Below are 14,918 nucleotides of genomic sequence, written 5' to 3'. Positions count from 1 at the left end.
GGATTTTTTCTAGTACCAAATCTCCAATCACCACTCCTCAGTTAACCCCAATTGGCTTTTGCTCAAAGTTGATAACAAGAGTTTAAAATTTAGAGTGTCTTTTTTTACTGGTGATTCGGTTGAAAACCAACGGTAAGCAAAAAATATGGAACAAGGTTACTCAGATAAGGCATACCGTTGGAATCGTGAAAGCTATTCTAGCAAAAGGCGCTTTATAGACATTTGGTCGTTTGTATTGACCTTGATGTTTAAACTTTGGCGCTTTAACAAAGCTTGGAGTTATCCTGGTGGCGTTACTGAGTTAAAGCAATCAGCTAGGCGTAAAGCCCAAGCTATCTGGATTAGAAATACGTTTTTGGACTTGGGACCGACTTTTATTAAAGTAGGGCAACTGTTTTCTACCCGTGCTGATATCTTCCCTGGTGAATACGTGGAAGAACTATCTAAACTACAAGATAGAGTTCCAGCATTCAGCTATGAGCAAGTAGAAGCGATTATTGAACAAGAACTTAGTAAAGAAATTCCCGAACTCTTCCAGAGTTTTGAACCCATTCCTCTAGCTGCTGCTAGTTTGGGGCAAGTTCACAAGGCTGTGTTGCATTCTGGGGAATCAGTTGTTGTCAAGGTACAGCGTCCTGGACTAAAGAAGTTATTTGAAATCGATTTGCAAATTCTCAAAGGTATTGCTCGTTATTTTCAAAGCCATCCCAAATGGGGACGGGGACGAGATTGGATGGGCATTTATGAAGAATGTTGTCGCATTCTTTGGGAAGAAATCGATTATCTCAATGAAGGTCGCAATGCTGATACTTTTCGCCGTAACTTTCGCGCTTATGACTGGGTGAAGGTTCCACGGGTTTACTGGCGTTACACCACCTCAAGAGTGATTACGTTGGAGTATGTTCCGGGGATTAAAGTTAGCCAATATGAAGCTTTAGAGGCGGCGGGTGTAGATAGAAAAGCGATCGCTCGTTATGGCGCTCAAGCTTACTTACACCAGCTACTTAATAATGGTTTCTTCCACGCTGATCCTCACCCTGGTAATCTAGCAGTTAGCCCAGATGGGGCTTTGATTTTCTATGATTTCGGGATGATGGGGCGGATTAAAGCCAATGTCCGCGAAGGACTAATGGAAACGCTGTTTGGTATCGCTCAAAAAGATGGCGATCGTGTGGTTCAGTCTCTCATAGATTTGGGTGCGATCGCACCCACAGACGACATGGGGCCTGTACGACGTTCTGTCCAGTATATGCTGGACAATTTCATGGATAAGCCCTTTGAAAACCAATCAGTTGCCGCTATTAGTGAAGACCTTTACCAAATAGCTTACGATCAACCATTTAGATTTCCTGCAACTTTCACTTTTGTAATGCGGGCTTTTTCTACCCTAGAGGGGGTAGGCAAGGGACTAGATCCAGAATTTAATTTTATGGAAGTTGCCCAGCCCTATGCTATGCAGCTTATTACCGACAACAATGGTTCAGAGGGGAATAGTTTCTTGAATGAATTAAGTCGTCAAGCGGTGCAAGTCAGTAGTACTGCCTTAGGATTACCACGAAGATTAGAGGATACACTAGATAAGCTAGAACGTGGAGATATTCGCGTGCGGGTTCGCTCTGTAGAAACAGAACGATTACTACGCAGGCAGAGTAACATTCAACTAGGAACAAGCTACGCTCTAATAATCAGTGGATTTACAGTTTCAGCTACGATTCTCTTAGTGAATCATGAACTATGGTTGGCAATTTTGGCTGGTTTAATCGCAGCAGCAGTCTCAATCATACTAATCCGTCTACTTTTACGCCTCGACCGTTATGATCGTATGTATTAATTGTTTCCAAAAAAATTTATGAAACTTAACTTTACCGGTTGTACCGATCCGGGACTTATTCGTTCTAATAATCAAGATGCTTACCACATAGACCCAGAAGGACGATTTTTCATAGTTGCTGATGGTATGGGTGGTCATGCAGGAGGTGAAGAAGCTAGTCGCATTGCTACCCAGGAAATAGAGGCTTATTTGACAGCAAATTGGCAGTCTTCTCAATCGTCACCAGAATTATTAGAGCAGGCTTTGTTAGCAGCGAATGCAGCTATTTTGCAAGATCAGCAAAATCACCCGGAACGATCTGATATGGGGACAACTGCTGTAGTCGTACTTTTCCGTCGACAAGAACAGCCTCTGTGCGCCCACATTGGTGATTCACGACTATACCGCTTTCGTGACTCGCAACTGCAACAAATCACAGAAGACCATACTTGGATAGCCAGAGCCATAAAAATGGGTGATCTCTCTGTCGATGAGGCTAGGTTGCATCCCTATCGCCATGTTTTATCCCGCTGTTTGGGGCGTGAAGATGTGCATCATGTTGATGTGCAACCACTAGAACTACAAGTTGGCGATCGCTTGTTGTTATGTAGTGATGGACTAACTGAGGAACTCGTTGACCAAAAAATTTCTAGCTACCTCAAAGATACACCCTGGCTAGATAAAGCAGCCTTCTCTTTGGTTGAAGCTGCTAAGGAAGAAGGTGGTCATGACAACATCACTATTGTCATTGTCGCTGTCGAGGAAAATTCTTAATTTAATTGGTTAATAGTCATTGGTGATTGGAAATGAGTCACTGATACCATTTCTCTGTTTTTAGTCATTGGTTAAATGATCAACAACTGACAAATTACCAGTGACTATTGACAATTCGAGTAAATATACTCAGCATTTTGTTCAATCTGAGCATTTTTCTTATTTACAAATTGATAAAAATATCTTTAACCTCTAAATTTACCCGATGAGGCTAAATTTACATAATCTCAGCAATAAACATCTCGCACCTTTCACCCTTGCCAGTCGTAAATGTAAGGAGAGAATTCAACCAACCCTAGGCGCATTCTAAAACCCACTTGAGTTGCAACCCTAGTTTATTTATCCGCAATAAATATAACTTAGTTAGCAGACTTAAGTTACATATTAGTAGCTCTAGGTGCAAAATATCCAAGCAGAAAATCCAATCTTAGAGAACTAGGCATTTTGTCAAACAATTGTTATAGTTCTTAATACAGAAAAATAGATGTAGGGCATATACCGATTTAAGTATTGTCCTCTTGGCTTTTATGTAAGCAATATCACTTTTACGCGTTGTTTTTTGGTTTTAACTATGAATCAACCAGTTGAGCTTTCCTTAGAACAGCAATTTAATATCCGCTCATTTGCTACTCAAGTACAGCACATGAGCCACGAACAAGCCCAAGACTTTTTAGTTAAGCTGTATGAGCAAATGGTTGTGCGGGAGGCAACCTATAAAGAACTTCTCAAGCATCAGTGGGGACTAGATCCAGGCTCCACTATGGCATAGAGTAAATCTTCTTGTGTCGCAGTGGGCGACCTCCTTCTCTTGCTAGGTTCCAAGGAGGAAAAAAGCTGGTGATGCTGGGGCGTCAACTTCGATCAGCGATCGCAACTTTCTTAAATTCAAAAACTTGTATCAGTAAATTAACCTGTACCTCAATCAAACCTTTAAGAGTCTTTTATACTGTAGGTCTATCAAGTTAATCATTAGTCTTTACATTGAATTGCCCTATCGAGCGTAGCCATAATGTATGTTACTTGGCTAAATAAATTTTTATGGACTTTAATTAATTCAGTGTCTGTATAAAATTGTTTATTTATACTTAAATTAGACATTGAAAATTTTTCACTTCCAAATTTATCTAACTATAATTTCTTAACTTAAAGATATTTTGTTTATAAAAGTTTACTTTTGAGGATTGACTGCTATAAAAATACATATATTTTTTGTAATATAAAAAAATTAAAGTTAACCAGACAAGTCAAATGGTGAATCAGTATCCATTGCTTCTAATTTGGCTAAGATTAGCGGTTTAATCTTTTCATATTCTTTTTTCAGTAGTTCCTTACTGTATTGTGAGTCCCCAGATAATGTCGATATCTTGCTCATTTGCAGCCACTCTTGCAGTCGCTGACATTGAATAGAGGCAATATTGGAAGATAGAACATGAGTACAGCGACTGGGTGTTTCTCGTGCAAAGAATAACAAGCGATAATTACCTTTATATTGCAGTAAGCGGACGATCTCCTGGCCAAAGGTGGTTTTGAGATTAATGTAGTAAGGTAACCATTTAGCTCCATGTTTGCGGTTATAGATGACTGTAATCCACAACAGCATGGGATGAGGTAGAGAAATGAACAGAAATTGATTGTAGCGGGTACAGACTAAGCGCTTGCGAATTTCTTGTTCAGGTAGCATTACCCACAAGGCTGGTAAAGCTTCGCCATGGTTATGGATAGTTTGGGGAAAAAAAATATCAGCGATTGGTTTATTTGAAGGCCAAGAAGCGAGACGAGCAATCTCATCGCTGATGGGGGATAAACCTAGTTCAGTTTGGTTTTTTTTGTCAATTGCTGGGGCTAGGCGCTTTTCAGGTTTTGTCTGTTTTTCAATATTGGTATGAGTTGTGAAACTTTGATTGACTAAAGGAATATTTTGACTATTCTTTTTACGGATCTTCTCCTCCTGTTCTGCGGCTACTAAGACAGCGAGGATATGATTAATACTTTGAGGGCGATCGCTGGCTTTCTTGGCTAAACAACTCATCACCAAATCTTCAACTGGCTTTGGTATTTTTAATGTCGGCTTAACTTCAGCAAATGATAGTGGTTTTTGAAACAGATGAGTTTGATACCATGCTCCAAACGTCTGAGTTGATGCCATCAGTGGCATTTTAGCTGTGAGCATTTCAAACATCATCACACCCAAACTATAAATATCCGAACGATTATCTAATTCCTTACCCTCAATTTGTTCTGGAGAAGAATAAGCCAGAGTACCCAAATAGAATTTCGTCTGATCACTATCCGACATGATTAACTTAGCAATTCCAAAGTCTAACACCTTGACTAATTCCCCAAAACTGGCATCTTGAATCACCAGCATATTGCTGGGCTTAATATCACGATGAATAATTGGGCAAATTACTCCATCGACGGGGATACCATTGTGAGCGCACTGTAAGCCTAGACAAATTTGCCGAGCCATACTGAGGAATCTAGATAAAGGCATATTTTGGCTGCGGATTTCAGTACTGAGGCTTTGTCCTTGCAAGTATTCCATTACGTAGTATGGAGTTTGATTTTCATCTACTCCATAGTCCATTACACGGACAATATGAATGCTTTTTTGACCTAGTAAAGCACAGGTTTTTGCTTCTCGCTCAAAACGTTCTTGCAAACGCATTTTTTCGTTTTGCATGGATAAAGCGAGAAACTTAATGGCAACGGGTACACCTCCCAACAAAATATCCTTAGCACGATACACTCGTCCCATTGCTCCAGTGCCAATTAGCTCTTGAAGCTGATAACGGTTGCTAAGTAAACGACCAATGTTGGGGTCTGACATAGATAATTCGACTCCAATGTTCAACAATCGTGGATTAAATTATGATAGAGGTCTAATTTTTGCATTTTTCTTTTTTTGGGTAAAAAACTAGTAGAGTGTTAACGAAATCATCCAATTTTTTAAGTATATTCAGATATACAATTTTTAACATGGCTAATAGTTGTGAATCTATTAAATGATTACATAGAAAATAAGTATCTAAATATAGAACTCTTATTTGATTTTTGTTGATTCAGCCTGTGCTTTTTAATCAAAAAAGTCAGTACACATATTCATGTCTTTTTTCTCTTCTTTCCTGTTAAAAGTACCCTGTTTGTTATGTAGGTTGACGCTCTAAGCTTGCTTCCATTGTACTGGTTAAAAAATGACCTGCTAGGATACCGCTAGTGAGATAGTAGTTATTATCTGAAACCTGGTGTAAAGTTTCAAAACCGCTACGACGTTCACGATCGCCCAATACCCAGTAACGCTGTACGATGGTATCTGGACAAATCCAACCTTCACCTTCAACCTGTCCTAAAAGATTGTGCTGGAGTAAAAAAGTATATTGACGATCACCATCATGCAGTCTTCCTTTATATTGGCAAGATATTTCTGAGCGATCGCTGCCTGGAAATACCAACTTTGTTGCCATAGAAAACCAGTTCTCACGGTTCCAAACTACTAAAGTCATACCCTTAAAGCTGATTGGCATACCATTACGTTCCAACCAACTTCCTTGCATGATCCAGCGTCCTGGTTCTAATAAAAAAGTGTGAGTCACTGAATATAGTCCTTGTTTTGAACCAATACGTAAAAATAAAGCTATATATTTAACATAGTGTATCTCAGGAAAAATCAACAAAAAATATTCTTCATTCAGTAATATTACTGTGAAGTTCTCCTAACAGCACTTCTTTTTCCCCTCCAGTTGCAGCGGGTAAGTTTCCAGGAATACCTAGCTGTCGCCAATATGCTAACACTGCGAAGGCGATCGCTTCCTTAAAAGCTGCACTTAAGCCGACATCATCTGTAGTTAAAACTGGAATTGGTGCCAATAATAACTCTAACCGATGTTTTAAGTAAAGATTTCGACTACCACCACCACATAATAATACCCTTTGTGGCATTTCTGGTAAAAAGGTACGATAACTGTGAACAATCGAAGCTGCTGTCAGTTCTGTGATTGTTGCTAACACATCTGCGGGGCTGAGGTGGTAAACTTGGGCATCTTGTAAACAATTATTCAAGTAAGTAACACCAAATAACTCCCGCCCGGTAGATTTAGGTGGTGATAAATGAAAATAATCTTGACTAAGCCATTTTTCTACCAGTGGATGGTAGGGAGTACCACTAGCAGCCCAAGTCCCATTTTCATCATAACTTTTAGCACCATCTGAAAAATATTGTACAGCTAAATCCAACAAACTATTTCCAGGGCCTGTATCCCAACCAAGAATTCGAGAGAGCCAGTTGTCACGTCGAGGGGGTATGTAAGCAACATTACCAATCCCACCAATATTTTGAATACAACGCCCTTCCTGTGGATGACTGAGCAAATAGGCATCGACTCTAGGAACAAGAGGCGCACCATGACCACCAGCCGCAATATCAGCCACCCGAAAATTACTAACAGTAGTAATACCTGTAAGGCGGGAAATTAAAGCACCTCGACCCAGTTGTAAGCTATAGCCCAAAGACAGAGGGAGAGAAGTTTTCTCACCATTTATCCGTGGTGGTCGATGGTAAACTGTTTGACCGTGGGAGCCGATTAAGGTAGCTGGTGGATGACCAATTTGAATATTTTGGGCGGCTTGGGAAAAAGCTAGAGCGATCGCATCATCTATTTCTGCTAATTCTGCCATTGAAATTGGATCACCAGCACAAATTGCTAAAATACGTTCTCTGATTTGGTTGGGGTAGGGATAGGTTTCCCCGGCTAGTAATTGAACTTTTAAATCCAAATCTGTGCCACAAATCTCTACCAAAGCGGCATCGATGCCATCTACAGATGTGCCACTCATTAAGCCGATAACGCGAGTCGGGTGCATTGGCAGAGATTTTTATTTTAATTGCAATAGTAGTTTAATTCATACTTGTGCCGATGTCAAAACCTGTAATATCTTACTGAGATTTTACTAAGAAAATTATTCATAAGAATGTAAGGATTCAGGTTTATTCAGCAAGTCCTACTTGAAACTAATTATTGATTTTGCTTACGGGTTACATCTTGTAAATCAAGAGCATAATTTAACCGGAGAATATTGACTCCCGGTTCACCAAATATTCCTAAAAACCTGCCATCGGTATACTTATTAATTAAAGGTATGATCTCATCATCTTTGATGCTTCTTGCCCGTGCAACTCTTGCTAATTGCTGTCGCGCTGCTTTCAAAGAAATATGAGGGTCTAAACCAGAACCAGACGTGTAAATTAAATCTGCCAGCGGTTGTATATTGTCATCTTGGAATTGACTTGCTTCGTCCCGAATCCTATTAGTGAGGTCTGGATTACTAGGAGCGAGATTACTAGCGCCAGATATACCTGTTGGCTTGGCTTTCTTCCCTTGACTATATCTCACTGCACTAGGACGACCATGAAAATATCGTTCTGATGTAAAAATTTGACCAATCACAGCCGAACCAATTGGTTCATTATTAATGTTTAACATGATGCTACCATTAGCGGAAAATGGGAAAGCAAACTGACCCATTTCCAGGATTGCTAGAGGATAGATAATTGCTGTCAACAACCAAAGCAACAGAGTCATCCTTATGGCTCGGATAGCTTCTTGAATAAATATCATAATTCAATTTTAGATTTTAGATTTTAGATTTTAGATTGTGGGTTCTGAATCCCTATTTTAAAGGTTATACGCGTCCCCGTGTCCCCGTATCTCTGCATCTCCGTATCTCTGCATCTCCGTGTCTCCCTGTCTTTTCTTCAATTCCTGCTGTATTTAGGCTAACCCTACCAATGTAATGAGGATATCCAAGAATTTAATAGCAATAAATGGAGCAATCACACCACCTAATCCATAAATCAAGATATTGCGTTGCAGAAATTGATTAGTTGTCAGAGGTCGGAACTTAACGCCCTTTAATGCTAAAGGAATCAAAGCCGGAATAATTAAAGCGTTATAAATCAGTGCCGATAGTACTGCCGAATTAGCACTGGTTAACTTCATAATATTCAAGCTTTCTAGATTAGCAGCCGCAAAAATTACTGGGATGATGGCAAAATATTTAGCAATATCATTAGCGATAGAAAATGTCGTCAAAGCCCCACGAGTAATCAACAATTGTTTACCAATGCCAATGATATCAATCAATTTTGTGGGGTCAGAGTCCAAATCCACCATATTTGCTGCTTCTTTGGCGGCTTGAGTACCTGTATTCATAGCCATGCCAACATTAGCTTGTGCTAAAGCGGGAGCATCATTAGTCCCGTCTCCCGTCATTGCTACTAGTTTACCCTCAGCTTGCTCTCTTTGAATGATGCTGATTTTGTCTTCTGGTGTGGCTTCAGCGATGAATTGATCTACTCCAGCCTCTTTAGCAATGACAGCAGCAGTAATGTGGTTGTCTCCAGTGAGCATTACGGTACGCACTCCCATTCGCCGCACTTGGTCAAACCGTTCACGGATTCCAGGCTTGACAATATCTTTGAGATAAATTACACCGTAAATTTCATTATCTAGGCAAACGGCGAGTGGTGTACCTCCTTGCTGGGAAACTTGTTCGTAAGCAGTATCCAGTTCTAGGGTGGCGCGGCCATTGCGGGAAGTGACAAACCCTTTAATTGCAGCAACTGAGCCTTTTCTTACTTCCCTCCCACCTGGTAAATTAGTGCCACTCATGCGAGTTTTGGCGGAAAATTCTACTCCTTGTGATTTTTTTCGGTCTAGGTCAAACTTTGCGCCTAACCTTTCTGCTAGTCGGATGATAGATTTACCTTCTGGAGTATCGTCGAATATAGTAGCTGCTAAGACGATATTGGCAATTTCGTCCATTGTATGACCGCTGATAGGAATAAAAGCTTCTGCCAAGCGGTTTCCAAGTGTGATTGTACCCGTCTTATCTAGTAGAATAGTACTGACATCCCCACAAGCTTCAACTGCCCTTCCTGAAGTAGCAATGACGTTAAATTGAGCGACGCGATCCATACCTGCGATGCCAATGGCGCTGAGTAAGCCGCCAATGGTGGTGGGAATCAGGGCGACTAAAAGGGCAATGAGTGTGGGTACGCTGACTGGACTGTTCACATAATAAGCGAAGGCAGGTATTGTTGCGACCACACATAAAAATATCAGGCTGAGAACTGCCAGCAGTACCGTCAAGGCTATTTCATTAGGTGTTTTGCGGCGTTCTGTACCTTCGACTAAGGCAATCATCCGGTCAATAAAGCCTTTACCGGGGTCAGCGGTAATGCGGATAATTAATTCATCGGAGATGATGCGAGTACCACCAGTAACAGAACTGGCAACATCTGAACCTGATTCCTTGAGAACTGGTGCCGATTCCCCAGTAATGGCTGATTCATCGACGGAAGCAACACCCAAAATCACTTCACCATCAGCGGGGATGATATCACCTGCTACGACGTAGACAGTATCACCTTTTTTAAGGCTGCTAGATGAGACTTCTGTGATTGTGCCATCGACGACGATTTTTTTGGCGATGGTTTCTGATTTTGTGGATCGTAAGGCATCTGCTTGGGCTTTACCTCGTCCTTCAGCTAAAGCTTCGGCAAAATTGGCAAACACAATGGTGAAGAACAAAATCACTGTGATCAAGCCGTTGAAAAGTTCCGGGTTTTTCTGGTTAACTGTCCCAAATATTGGGGGATATATCGTTGCGGCTAGGGTGATGATGGTTCCCACCCAAACCAGAAACATGACAGGATTTTTGATCACATATTGGGGATGCAGCTTAACAAACGTATCCCTAATTGCTCTAGTGTATAGTCCCTGGGTACTTACCCGTTTTTTTTGGCGTTTTTGACGGCGATCGCTAGGACGAGGACGGGAAGATTTAGGTTTTGGAGTAGTTGCAGCTGAATTCATATATTTGGTGATTGGTGATTGGTGATTGGTGATTGGTGATTGGTGATTGGTGATTGGTGATTGGTGATTGGTGATTGGTGATTAAGTTTTTTCCTGTCTCCGTGTCTCCGCGTCCCTGTGTCTCCGTGTCTCCGTGTCTCCCCATCTCCGCGTCCCTGTGTCTCCCCATCTCCGCGTCCCTGTGTCTCCCCATCTCCGCGTCCCTGTGTCTCCCCATCTCCGCGTCCCTGTGTCTCCGCGTCTCCGCGTCTCCCCATCTCCGCGTCTCCCCATCTCCGTGTCGCCTAACTTCCAGAGGCTAATTTAAAACCTTCGGCTATAGGCCCTAAAGCTAAAACTGGGAAGAAAGTCAGTACTCCTAAAATGATGGTTACGCCGGCGGTGACAGTTGTAAATAGGAGAGAATCAGTTCTGAGGGTAGCACGGGTTTCTGGTTGTTTCGGTTTGCGGGACATACTATCAGCCAAGAGGAGGATGGCAATAATGGGAATGTAACGCCCTACTAAAATGCTAAAACTGGTACTTAAGTTCCACCAGAGACTGTTATCTTTTAACCCCTCCAAGCCAGAACCATTATTTGCTGAGGCTGAGGCGTATTCATAAACCACTTGAGAAATACCATGAAAGCCTGGGTTGCTGATTCCTGCTAGGGAGATAGGATAGGCTAGAGCGATCGCACTGGGAATCAAAACTATGACAGGGTGAATTAGCAGCACTACACTAGCAAGGAATATTTCCCGTTTTTCTATTTTGCGCCCGAAAAATTCTGGGGTGCGTCCTACCATTAACCCAGTGATAAACATGGTAAGAATTAGGTAAATGAATAAGTAAGCTGTGCCTATTCCCTGTCCTCCCCAAATAATTTGGAGAAATAAGTTGAATAAAGTAGAAAATATGCCTTGAGGCATGAGGGAATCGTGCATCCCGTTAACAGCACCGCACATGGTAGCAGTAGTTGTAACTGCCCATAATGCAGTTTCTGCCCAGCCAAATCGCAGTTCTTTCCCTTCTAAGTTTGGTAGTTCTACTCCCAGGTTTTTGTTAATGATGGGATTTCCTTGCAGTTCACCAACGGCAGTCACCCAAATCAGAATTACAAAGATAATAAATACCATCCAAAATAGTAACCAAGCTTGTTTGAGGTTATTGGCGAATACGCCGTAGGTGTAAATTAAGGATGTGGGGATAGAAATCATGGCGATAATTTCTATTAAATTAGAAGCGCCATTAGGATTTTCAAAGGGGTGGGCGGAGTTAGCACCAAAAAAACCGCCGCCGTTGTCACCTAACATTTTGATGATTTCAAAGGAAGCAACTGGACCTCTAGGTATATACTGAGTTCCTCCCTCTAAGGTTTGGAGAACTAGAGTTTCTTTTAATGTTTGCGGTACACCTAAGATAATAAGTGCGATCGCACCCATAATGGAAAGAGGTAGTAAGATGCGCGTAATTGCACGAGTGAGATCCACATAAAAATTCCCTAACTTTCTCCCTGTCAACCCGCGAATAAAAGCAATTCCTACCGCTAAACCTGTGGCTGCTGAAGTGAACATTAAAAAGCCTAAAGCAGCAGTTTGGCTAAAATAGCTTAAGCTTGTTTCTCCTACGTAATGTTGCTGGTCAGTATTAGTTAGAAAAGAAATAGTCGTGTGCAGTAACGTATCCCATTTCATCGCCCCAAAGCCGTTAGGATTCCAGGGTAAAAGTCTTTGAAAAGAAATTAGTAAATATACAGAAATTCCCATGATGAAATTGGTGCATATTACTGCCCGAATATACTGCCAAACAGTCATCTCATCTTTTTTGCGGACACCCCCTAGTATATAGAGAATTTTCTCGATTGGGTTGATAATAGGATCAAGTATTGTGCTTTCTCCTAAAAATACACTGGCTATGTATTTTCCCAATTTGGGAGTAATGAATATGACGATACACAGCGTTAACGCAATTTGTAAAAAACCTTGTCCCATTTAGTTTGTACTCAATTAAACTGAAGTTCTAGCCTGTCAATACTTAGAGATAACAGATGAATTACTCGTAAATTTGATTGTTAAGAATTGAGTGATTGCTCTGATCACCTCAAGAGAGTAAATCTGAATTTACTATTTTCTAGATGTTTGTTGAAGTTGATGTTAAAAATATTTCTATCTTACTCTTATTCATTTTTTTCGCTAGTTAGCATTATCTATAGGATTCCTATATTTATACAACACATTATCTCTCCTGCCTCTCAAGATATAGAAACCAATGATAACTTTTTTACACTATTACTGGTTTCTAGTATAAGATTACACCCTTTAAAATATCTCATGCCAAACATAACTAAGATTAGCTGATGATTATATTCTATATTTTCGAGTTTTGGTGAATATAATTAGTTATGCCAGGACATATTGCCAGATTAAAGCTGTAAAGTCTAGTACCACAGGTCGTAATTCGTAATTTTTAATTAAAGACTATTTCAGTTATAAGGGATTAATTAAATGTTTTTGTAAAGCGACAACAACAGCACTTTGACGATCACCGACTCCCAACTTATGCAATATTGCATGAACATGAACCCTGACAGTTCCATCTGTAATGTAAAGAGTTTCAGCTATTTGATGATTGGTTTTGCCGGCGGCTAGAAGTGTGAGAATTTCTTCTTCTCGGTGAGTAAGAGGATTGGAGGCTTTTAAAATATTTTCTGAACGGATATGAGATGAATCAAATGCAAAAGAAGAACGAATTTCTTTAGTTGCAGTTTCATCCCACCAAGATGCTCCAGCAGCTACAGAACGGAGAGCTAAAACCAATTTTTCAGCGACAATTCCTTTGAGACAATAGCCTTGAGCGCCCGCTGCAATTAACCGCGCAATTAGGGATTTTTCAGCATGGGAAGTGAGGACTAAAACTGGCAAATTAGGATATTTTTGTTTAATTTGGTGACAGGCTTCAATTCCCCCGATTCCTGGTAATCCTACATCTAAAAGAACGACATCGAGAGAATGCTGGTTTACTAACTCAATGGCCATTTCACCATCTTCTGCTTCGGCGATAATCTCCAAACCAGTTTCCTGCTGCAATCGCACACGCAAGCCCAAACGGAAAAGTTCATCATCCTCAACTAGAAGGATTTTTATTTTGGTAGAAGACATCTAATGTATTTAAGACTGAAATGGCAAAACAGGGAGCTTGAAACCAAAAATGGCACCATTGGGAACTCTGTTTTCTGCCCATATTATACCGTTATGGGCTTCAATAATTTGCCGAGATAAGTAAAGCCCTAATCCAGAACCTTTAGCTTGGCGTTGGGAAAGCCCGCCGCTATCGCTATTTCCTTGGTAAAATCGTTCAAATAAGTAGGGAAACTGTTCGGGTTGAATCCCTGCACCCGTATCTAAAATTTTCACTACTTGATAGGAAGCTTGGGGTTCTAAGACAACTTCGACATGATCACCGCGTCGAGAATGGTTGATAGCATTGATGAGGAGATTGCTAAAAACTCGTTGCAGTTGCAAAGCATCGCCGTTAACCCAAAGCGATCGCTTCCAATCGGAGTTACCATAGTTTAAGGATAGATGTATGCGACGATTTGCCGCTAATTCAATCAAAGTAGCCGCTGCCGTTTCTGCTAAAATACTTAAATCCACAGGAGCTAAATCCAGTTTTAAGCCTTCAGTATCATTGCGATAAACATCTAACAAAGTTTCTAATAAATCTAAAGAAGTTTCATGACTCCGCGCCATTGTTGCCAAAACTTTCTGTTGGCTTGGTAAAACTGCACCAAATTTTTCTTGTTGAAAGGCTTTAATAGTTTCAATTGCACCTAAAAGTGGAGTTTTTAAATCATGGGTAAGTGTGGAGGCAAAATCTTCTCGCAGCCTCACTAATTGGGATTGGGCTTCTAGTTGAGTTTGAGTAAGTGCAATGGCTTTTTGAGATTTTCGCAATCGTTGACTTAAAAATCCTGTGACTATTAATGCTGTTGCTGCAATTACTCGACTCGCAATAGTAGAAGCCTGAATGACTTCCCTTACGGGTATCCACACATTTAACATGGTTAGAAAAACAGCAACAAATGTTGCGCTTGTTGTTGCTATTCCCCCAAACCAAGAATTAACTAATAAAATTGCTCCACTGTAGAGATATCCAAAAACATAATCATTTGGGGTGGAATATTCTAAAACTCCTAGAAAGATAAATATAGTCACAATCAGTAATATTTTACCAACGCGTAAGTTATTGTTTATTAATTTATTTTTAAAATATACCATTTACTAAGTTACCTTTTCTCAACTTATATAACTATAGCAATTATCAAAGTTTAGATCCTCGACTTATTAAAGAATTCGGGTATCTTGTTTACTAGCGTTTAGATTTTCCCTAAACTTTACTAAACACTGATATATATCTTTAGGTAGATAGATAAATATAAAAAATAAACAGTTTTTATATCATTGTATTCCTTGTTTTTATTC

Annotated in this window: 12 protein-coding genes; 3 read left to right on the top strand and 9 right to left on the bottom strand. The window is 40.4% G+C overall.

The genetic code is table 11. The features are described 5' to 3' along the window. Positions 1 to 145: 145 nt before the first annotated feature. The 3 genes from ANA7108_RS0122785 (at position 146) to ANA7108_RS0122775 (ending at position 3,353) form a co-directional block, all read left to right on the top strand. Positions 146 to 1,831 carry an AarF/ABC1/UbiB kinase family protein gene (locus ANA7108_RS0122785; RefSeq protein ID WP_016953143.1) on the top strand — a complete coding sequence of 562 codons (1,686 nt, stop codon included), beginning with the start codon at positions 146 to 148 and terminating at the stop codon, positions 1,829 to 1,831. 18 nt (positions 1,832 to 1,849) lie between these two features. Continuing rightward, entirely contained in the window at positions 1,850 to 2,584 is a 735-nt protein-coding gene (locus ANA7108_RS0122780) for a Stp1/IreP family PP2C-type Ser/Thr phosphatase (protein ID WP_016953142.1), read from the top strand. Positions 2,585 to 3,155: 571 nt separating this feature from the next. Then, positions 3,156 to 3,353: an NblA/ycf18 family protein gene (locus ANA7108_RS0122775; RefSeq protein WP_016953141.1), complete on the top strand. Its 198-nt coding sequence runs from the start codon at positions 3,156 to 3,158 to the stop codon at positions 3,351 to 3,353. Positions 3,354 to 3,815: 462 nt separating this feature from the next. Here ANA7108_RS0122775 and ANA7108_RS0122770 read toward each other — a convergent pair whose 3' ends face one another. The 9 genes from ANA7108_RS0122770 to ANA7108_RS0122725 all read right to left on the bottom strand — a co-directional run bounded on the left by ANA7108_RS0122770 (position 3,816) and on the right by ANA7108_RS0122725 (position 14,714). Further along, the gene (locus tag ANA7108_RS0122770) at positions 3,816 to 5,414 is read right to left on the bottom strand and encodes a serine/threonine-protein kinase (RefSeq protein WP_016953140.1); all 1,599 of its coding nucleotides are present in this window, start codon (positions 5,412 to 5,414) and stop codon (positions 3,816 to 3,818) included. 316 nt (positions 5,415 to 5,730) lie between these two features. Then, positions 5,731 to 6,177 carry a hypothetical protein gene (locus ANA7108_RS0122765; RefSeq protein WP_026104398.1) on the bottom strand — a complete coding sequence of 149 codons (447 nt, stop codon included), beginning with the start codon at positions 6,175 to 6,177 and terminating at the stop codon, positions 5,731 to 5,733. Between the two features lie 91 nt (positions 6,178 to 6,268). Beyond that, a complete protein-coding gene (locus ANA7108_RS0122760) occupies positions 6,269 to 7,444 on the bottom strand; it encodes an anhydro-N-acetylmuramic acid kinase (RefSeq protein WP_026104397.1) in 1,176 nt (391 codons plus the stop codon). A 152-nt stretch (positions 7,445 to 7,596) separates the two neighbouring features. Continuing rightward, on the bottom strand, positions 7,597 to 8,199 hold the full coding sequence (kdpC, locus tag ANA7108_RS0122755) for a K(+)-transporting ATPase subunit C (RefSeq protein ID WP_026104396.1): 603 nt from the start codon (positions 8,197 to 8,199) through the stop codon (positions 7,597 to 7,599). 153 nt (positions 8,200 to 8,352) lie between these two features. Beyond that, on the bottom strand, positions 8,353 to 10,458 hold the full coding sequence (gene kdpB, locus ANA7108_RS0122750; protein WP_016953136.1) for a potassium-transporting ATPase subunit KdpB: 2,106 nt from the start codon (positions 10,456 to 10,458) through the stop codon (positions 8,353 to 8,355). Continuing rightward, positions 10,455 to 10,715 (bottom strand): hypothetical protein, encoded by a 261-nt coding sequence (locus ANA7108_RS27825; protein WP_016953135.1) that lies wholly within the window; start codon positions 10,713 to 10,715, stop codon positions 10,455 to 10,457. Before ANA7108_RS27825 ends, kdpB begins: the two co-directional genes overlap by 4 nt. Before the next feature lie 27 nt (positions 10,716 to 10,742). Continuing rightward, entirely contained in the window at positions 10,743 to 12,428 is a 1,686-nt protein-coding gene (kdpA, locus tag ANA7108_RS0122735; protein ID WP_016953134.1) for a potassium-transporting ATPase subunit KdpA, read from the bottom strand. A gap of 495 nt (positions 12,429 to 12,923) precedes the next feature. Next, positions 12,924 to 13,595, bottom strand: a complete 672-nt coding sequence (locus tag ANA7108_RS0122730; RefSeq protein ID WP_016953133.1) for a response regulator transcription factor — start codon at positions 13,593 to 13,595, stop codon at positions 12,924 to 12,926. Positions 13,596 to 13,604: 9 nt separating this feature from the next. Further along, positions 13,605 to 14,714, bottom strand: coding sequence for a sensor histidine kinase KdpD (locus tag ANA7108_RS0122725; RefSeq protein ID WP_016953132.1), 1,110 nt, complete (start codon positions 14,712 to 14,714; stop codon positions 13,605 to 13,607). Positions 14,715 to 14,918 lie beyond the last annotated feature (204 nt).

Source organism: Anabaena sp. PCC 7108, from assembly GCF_000332135.1.
Classification (GTDB): Bacteria; Cyanobacteriota; Cyanobacteriia; order Cyanobacteriales; family Nostocaceae; genus Anabaena.
Note: the sequence above shows the minus strand (reverse complement) of the source record. Positions and strands in the feature narration are given on the sequence as shown.

Coding starts and splice junctions, on each gene's coding strand:
- ANA7108_RS0122785 (WP_016953143.1), top strand. CDS start 146: ATGGAACAAGGTTACTCAGATAAGGCATACCGTTGGAATCGTGAAAGC.
- ANA7108_RS0122780 (WP_016953142.1), top strand. CDS start 1,850: ATGAAACTTAACTTTACCGGTTGTACCGATCCGGGACTTATTCGTTCT.
- ANA7108_RS27825 (WP_016953135.1), bottom strand. CDS start 10,715: ATGGGGAGACGCGGAGACGCGGAGACACAGGGACGCGGAGATGGGGAG.
- ANA7108_RS0122775 (WP_016953141.1), top strand. CDS start 3,156: ATGAATCAACCAGTTGAGCTTTCCTTAGAACAGCAATTTAATATCCGC.
- kdpC (WP_026104396.1), bottom strand. CDS start 8,199: ATGATATTTATTCAAGAAGCTATCCGAGCCATAAGGATGACTCTGTTG.
- ANA7108_RS0122760 (WP_026104397.1), bottom strand. CDS start 7,444: ATGCACCCGACTCGCGTTATCGGCTTAATGAGTGGCACATCTGTAGAT.
- kdpB (WP_016953136.1), bottom strand. CDS start 10,458: ATGAATTCAGCTGCAACTACTCCAAAACCTAAATCTTCCCGTCCTCGT.
- ANA7108_RS0122770 (WP_016953140.1), bottom strand. CDS start 5,414: ATGTCAGACCCCAACATTGGTCGTTTACTTAGCAACCGTTATCAGCTT.
- kdpA (WP_016953134.1), bottom strand. CDS start 12,428: ATGGGACAAGGTTTTTTACAAATTGCGTTAACGCTGTGTATCGTCATA.
- ANA7108_RS0122730 (WP_016953133.1), bottom strand. CDS start 13,595: ATGTCTTCTACCAAAATAAAAATCCTTCTAGTTGAGGATGATGAACTT.
- ANA7108_RS0122725 (WP_016953132.1), bottom strand. CDS start 14,714: ATGGTATATTTTAAAAATAAATTAATAAACAATAACTTACGCGTTGGT.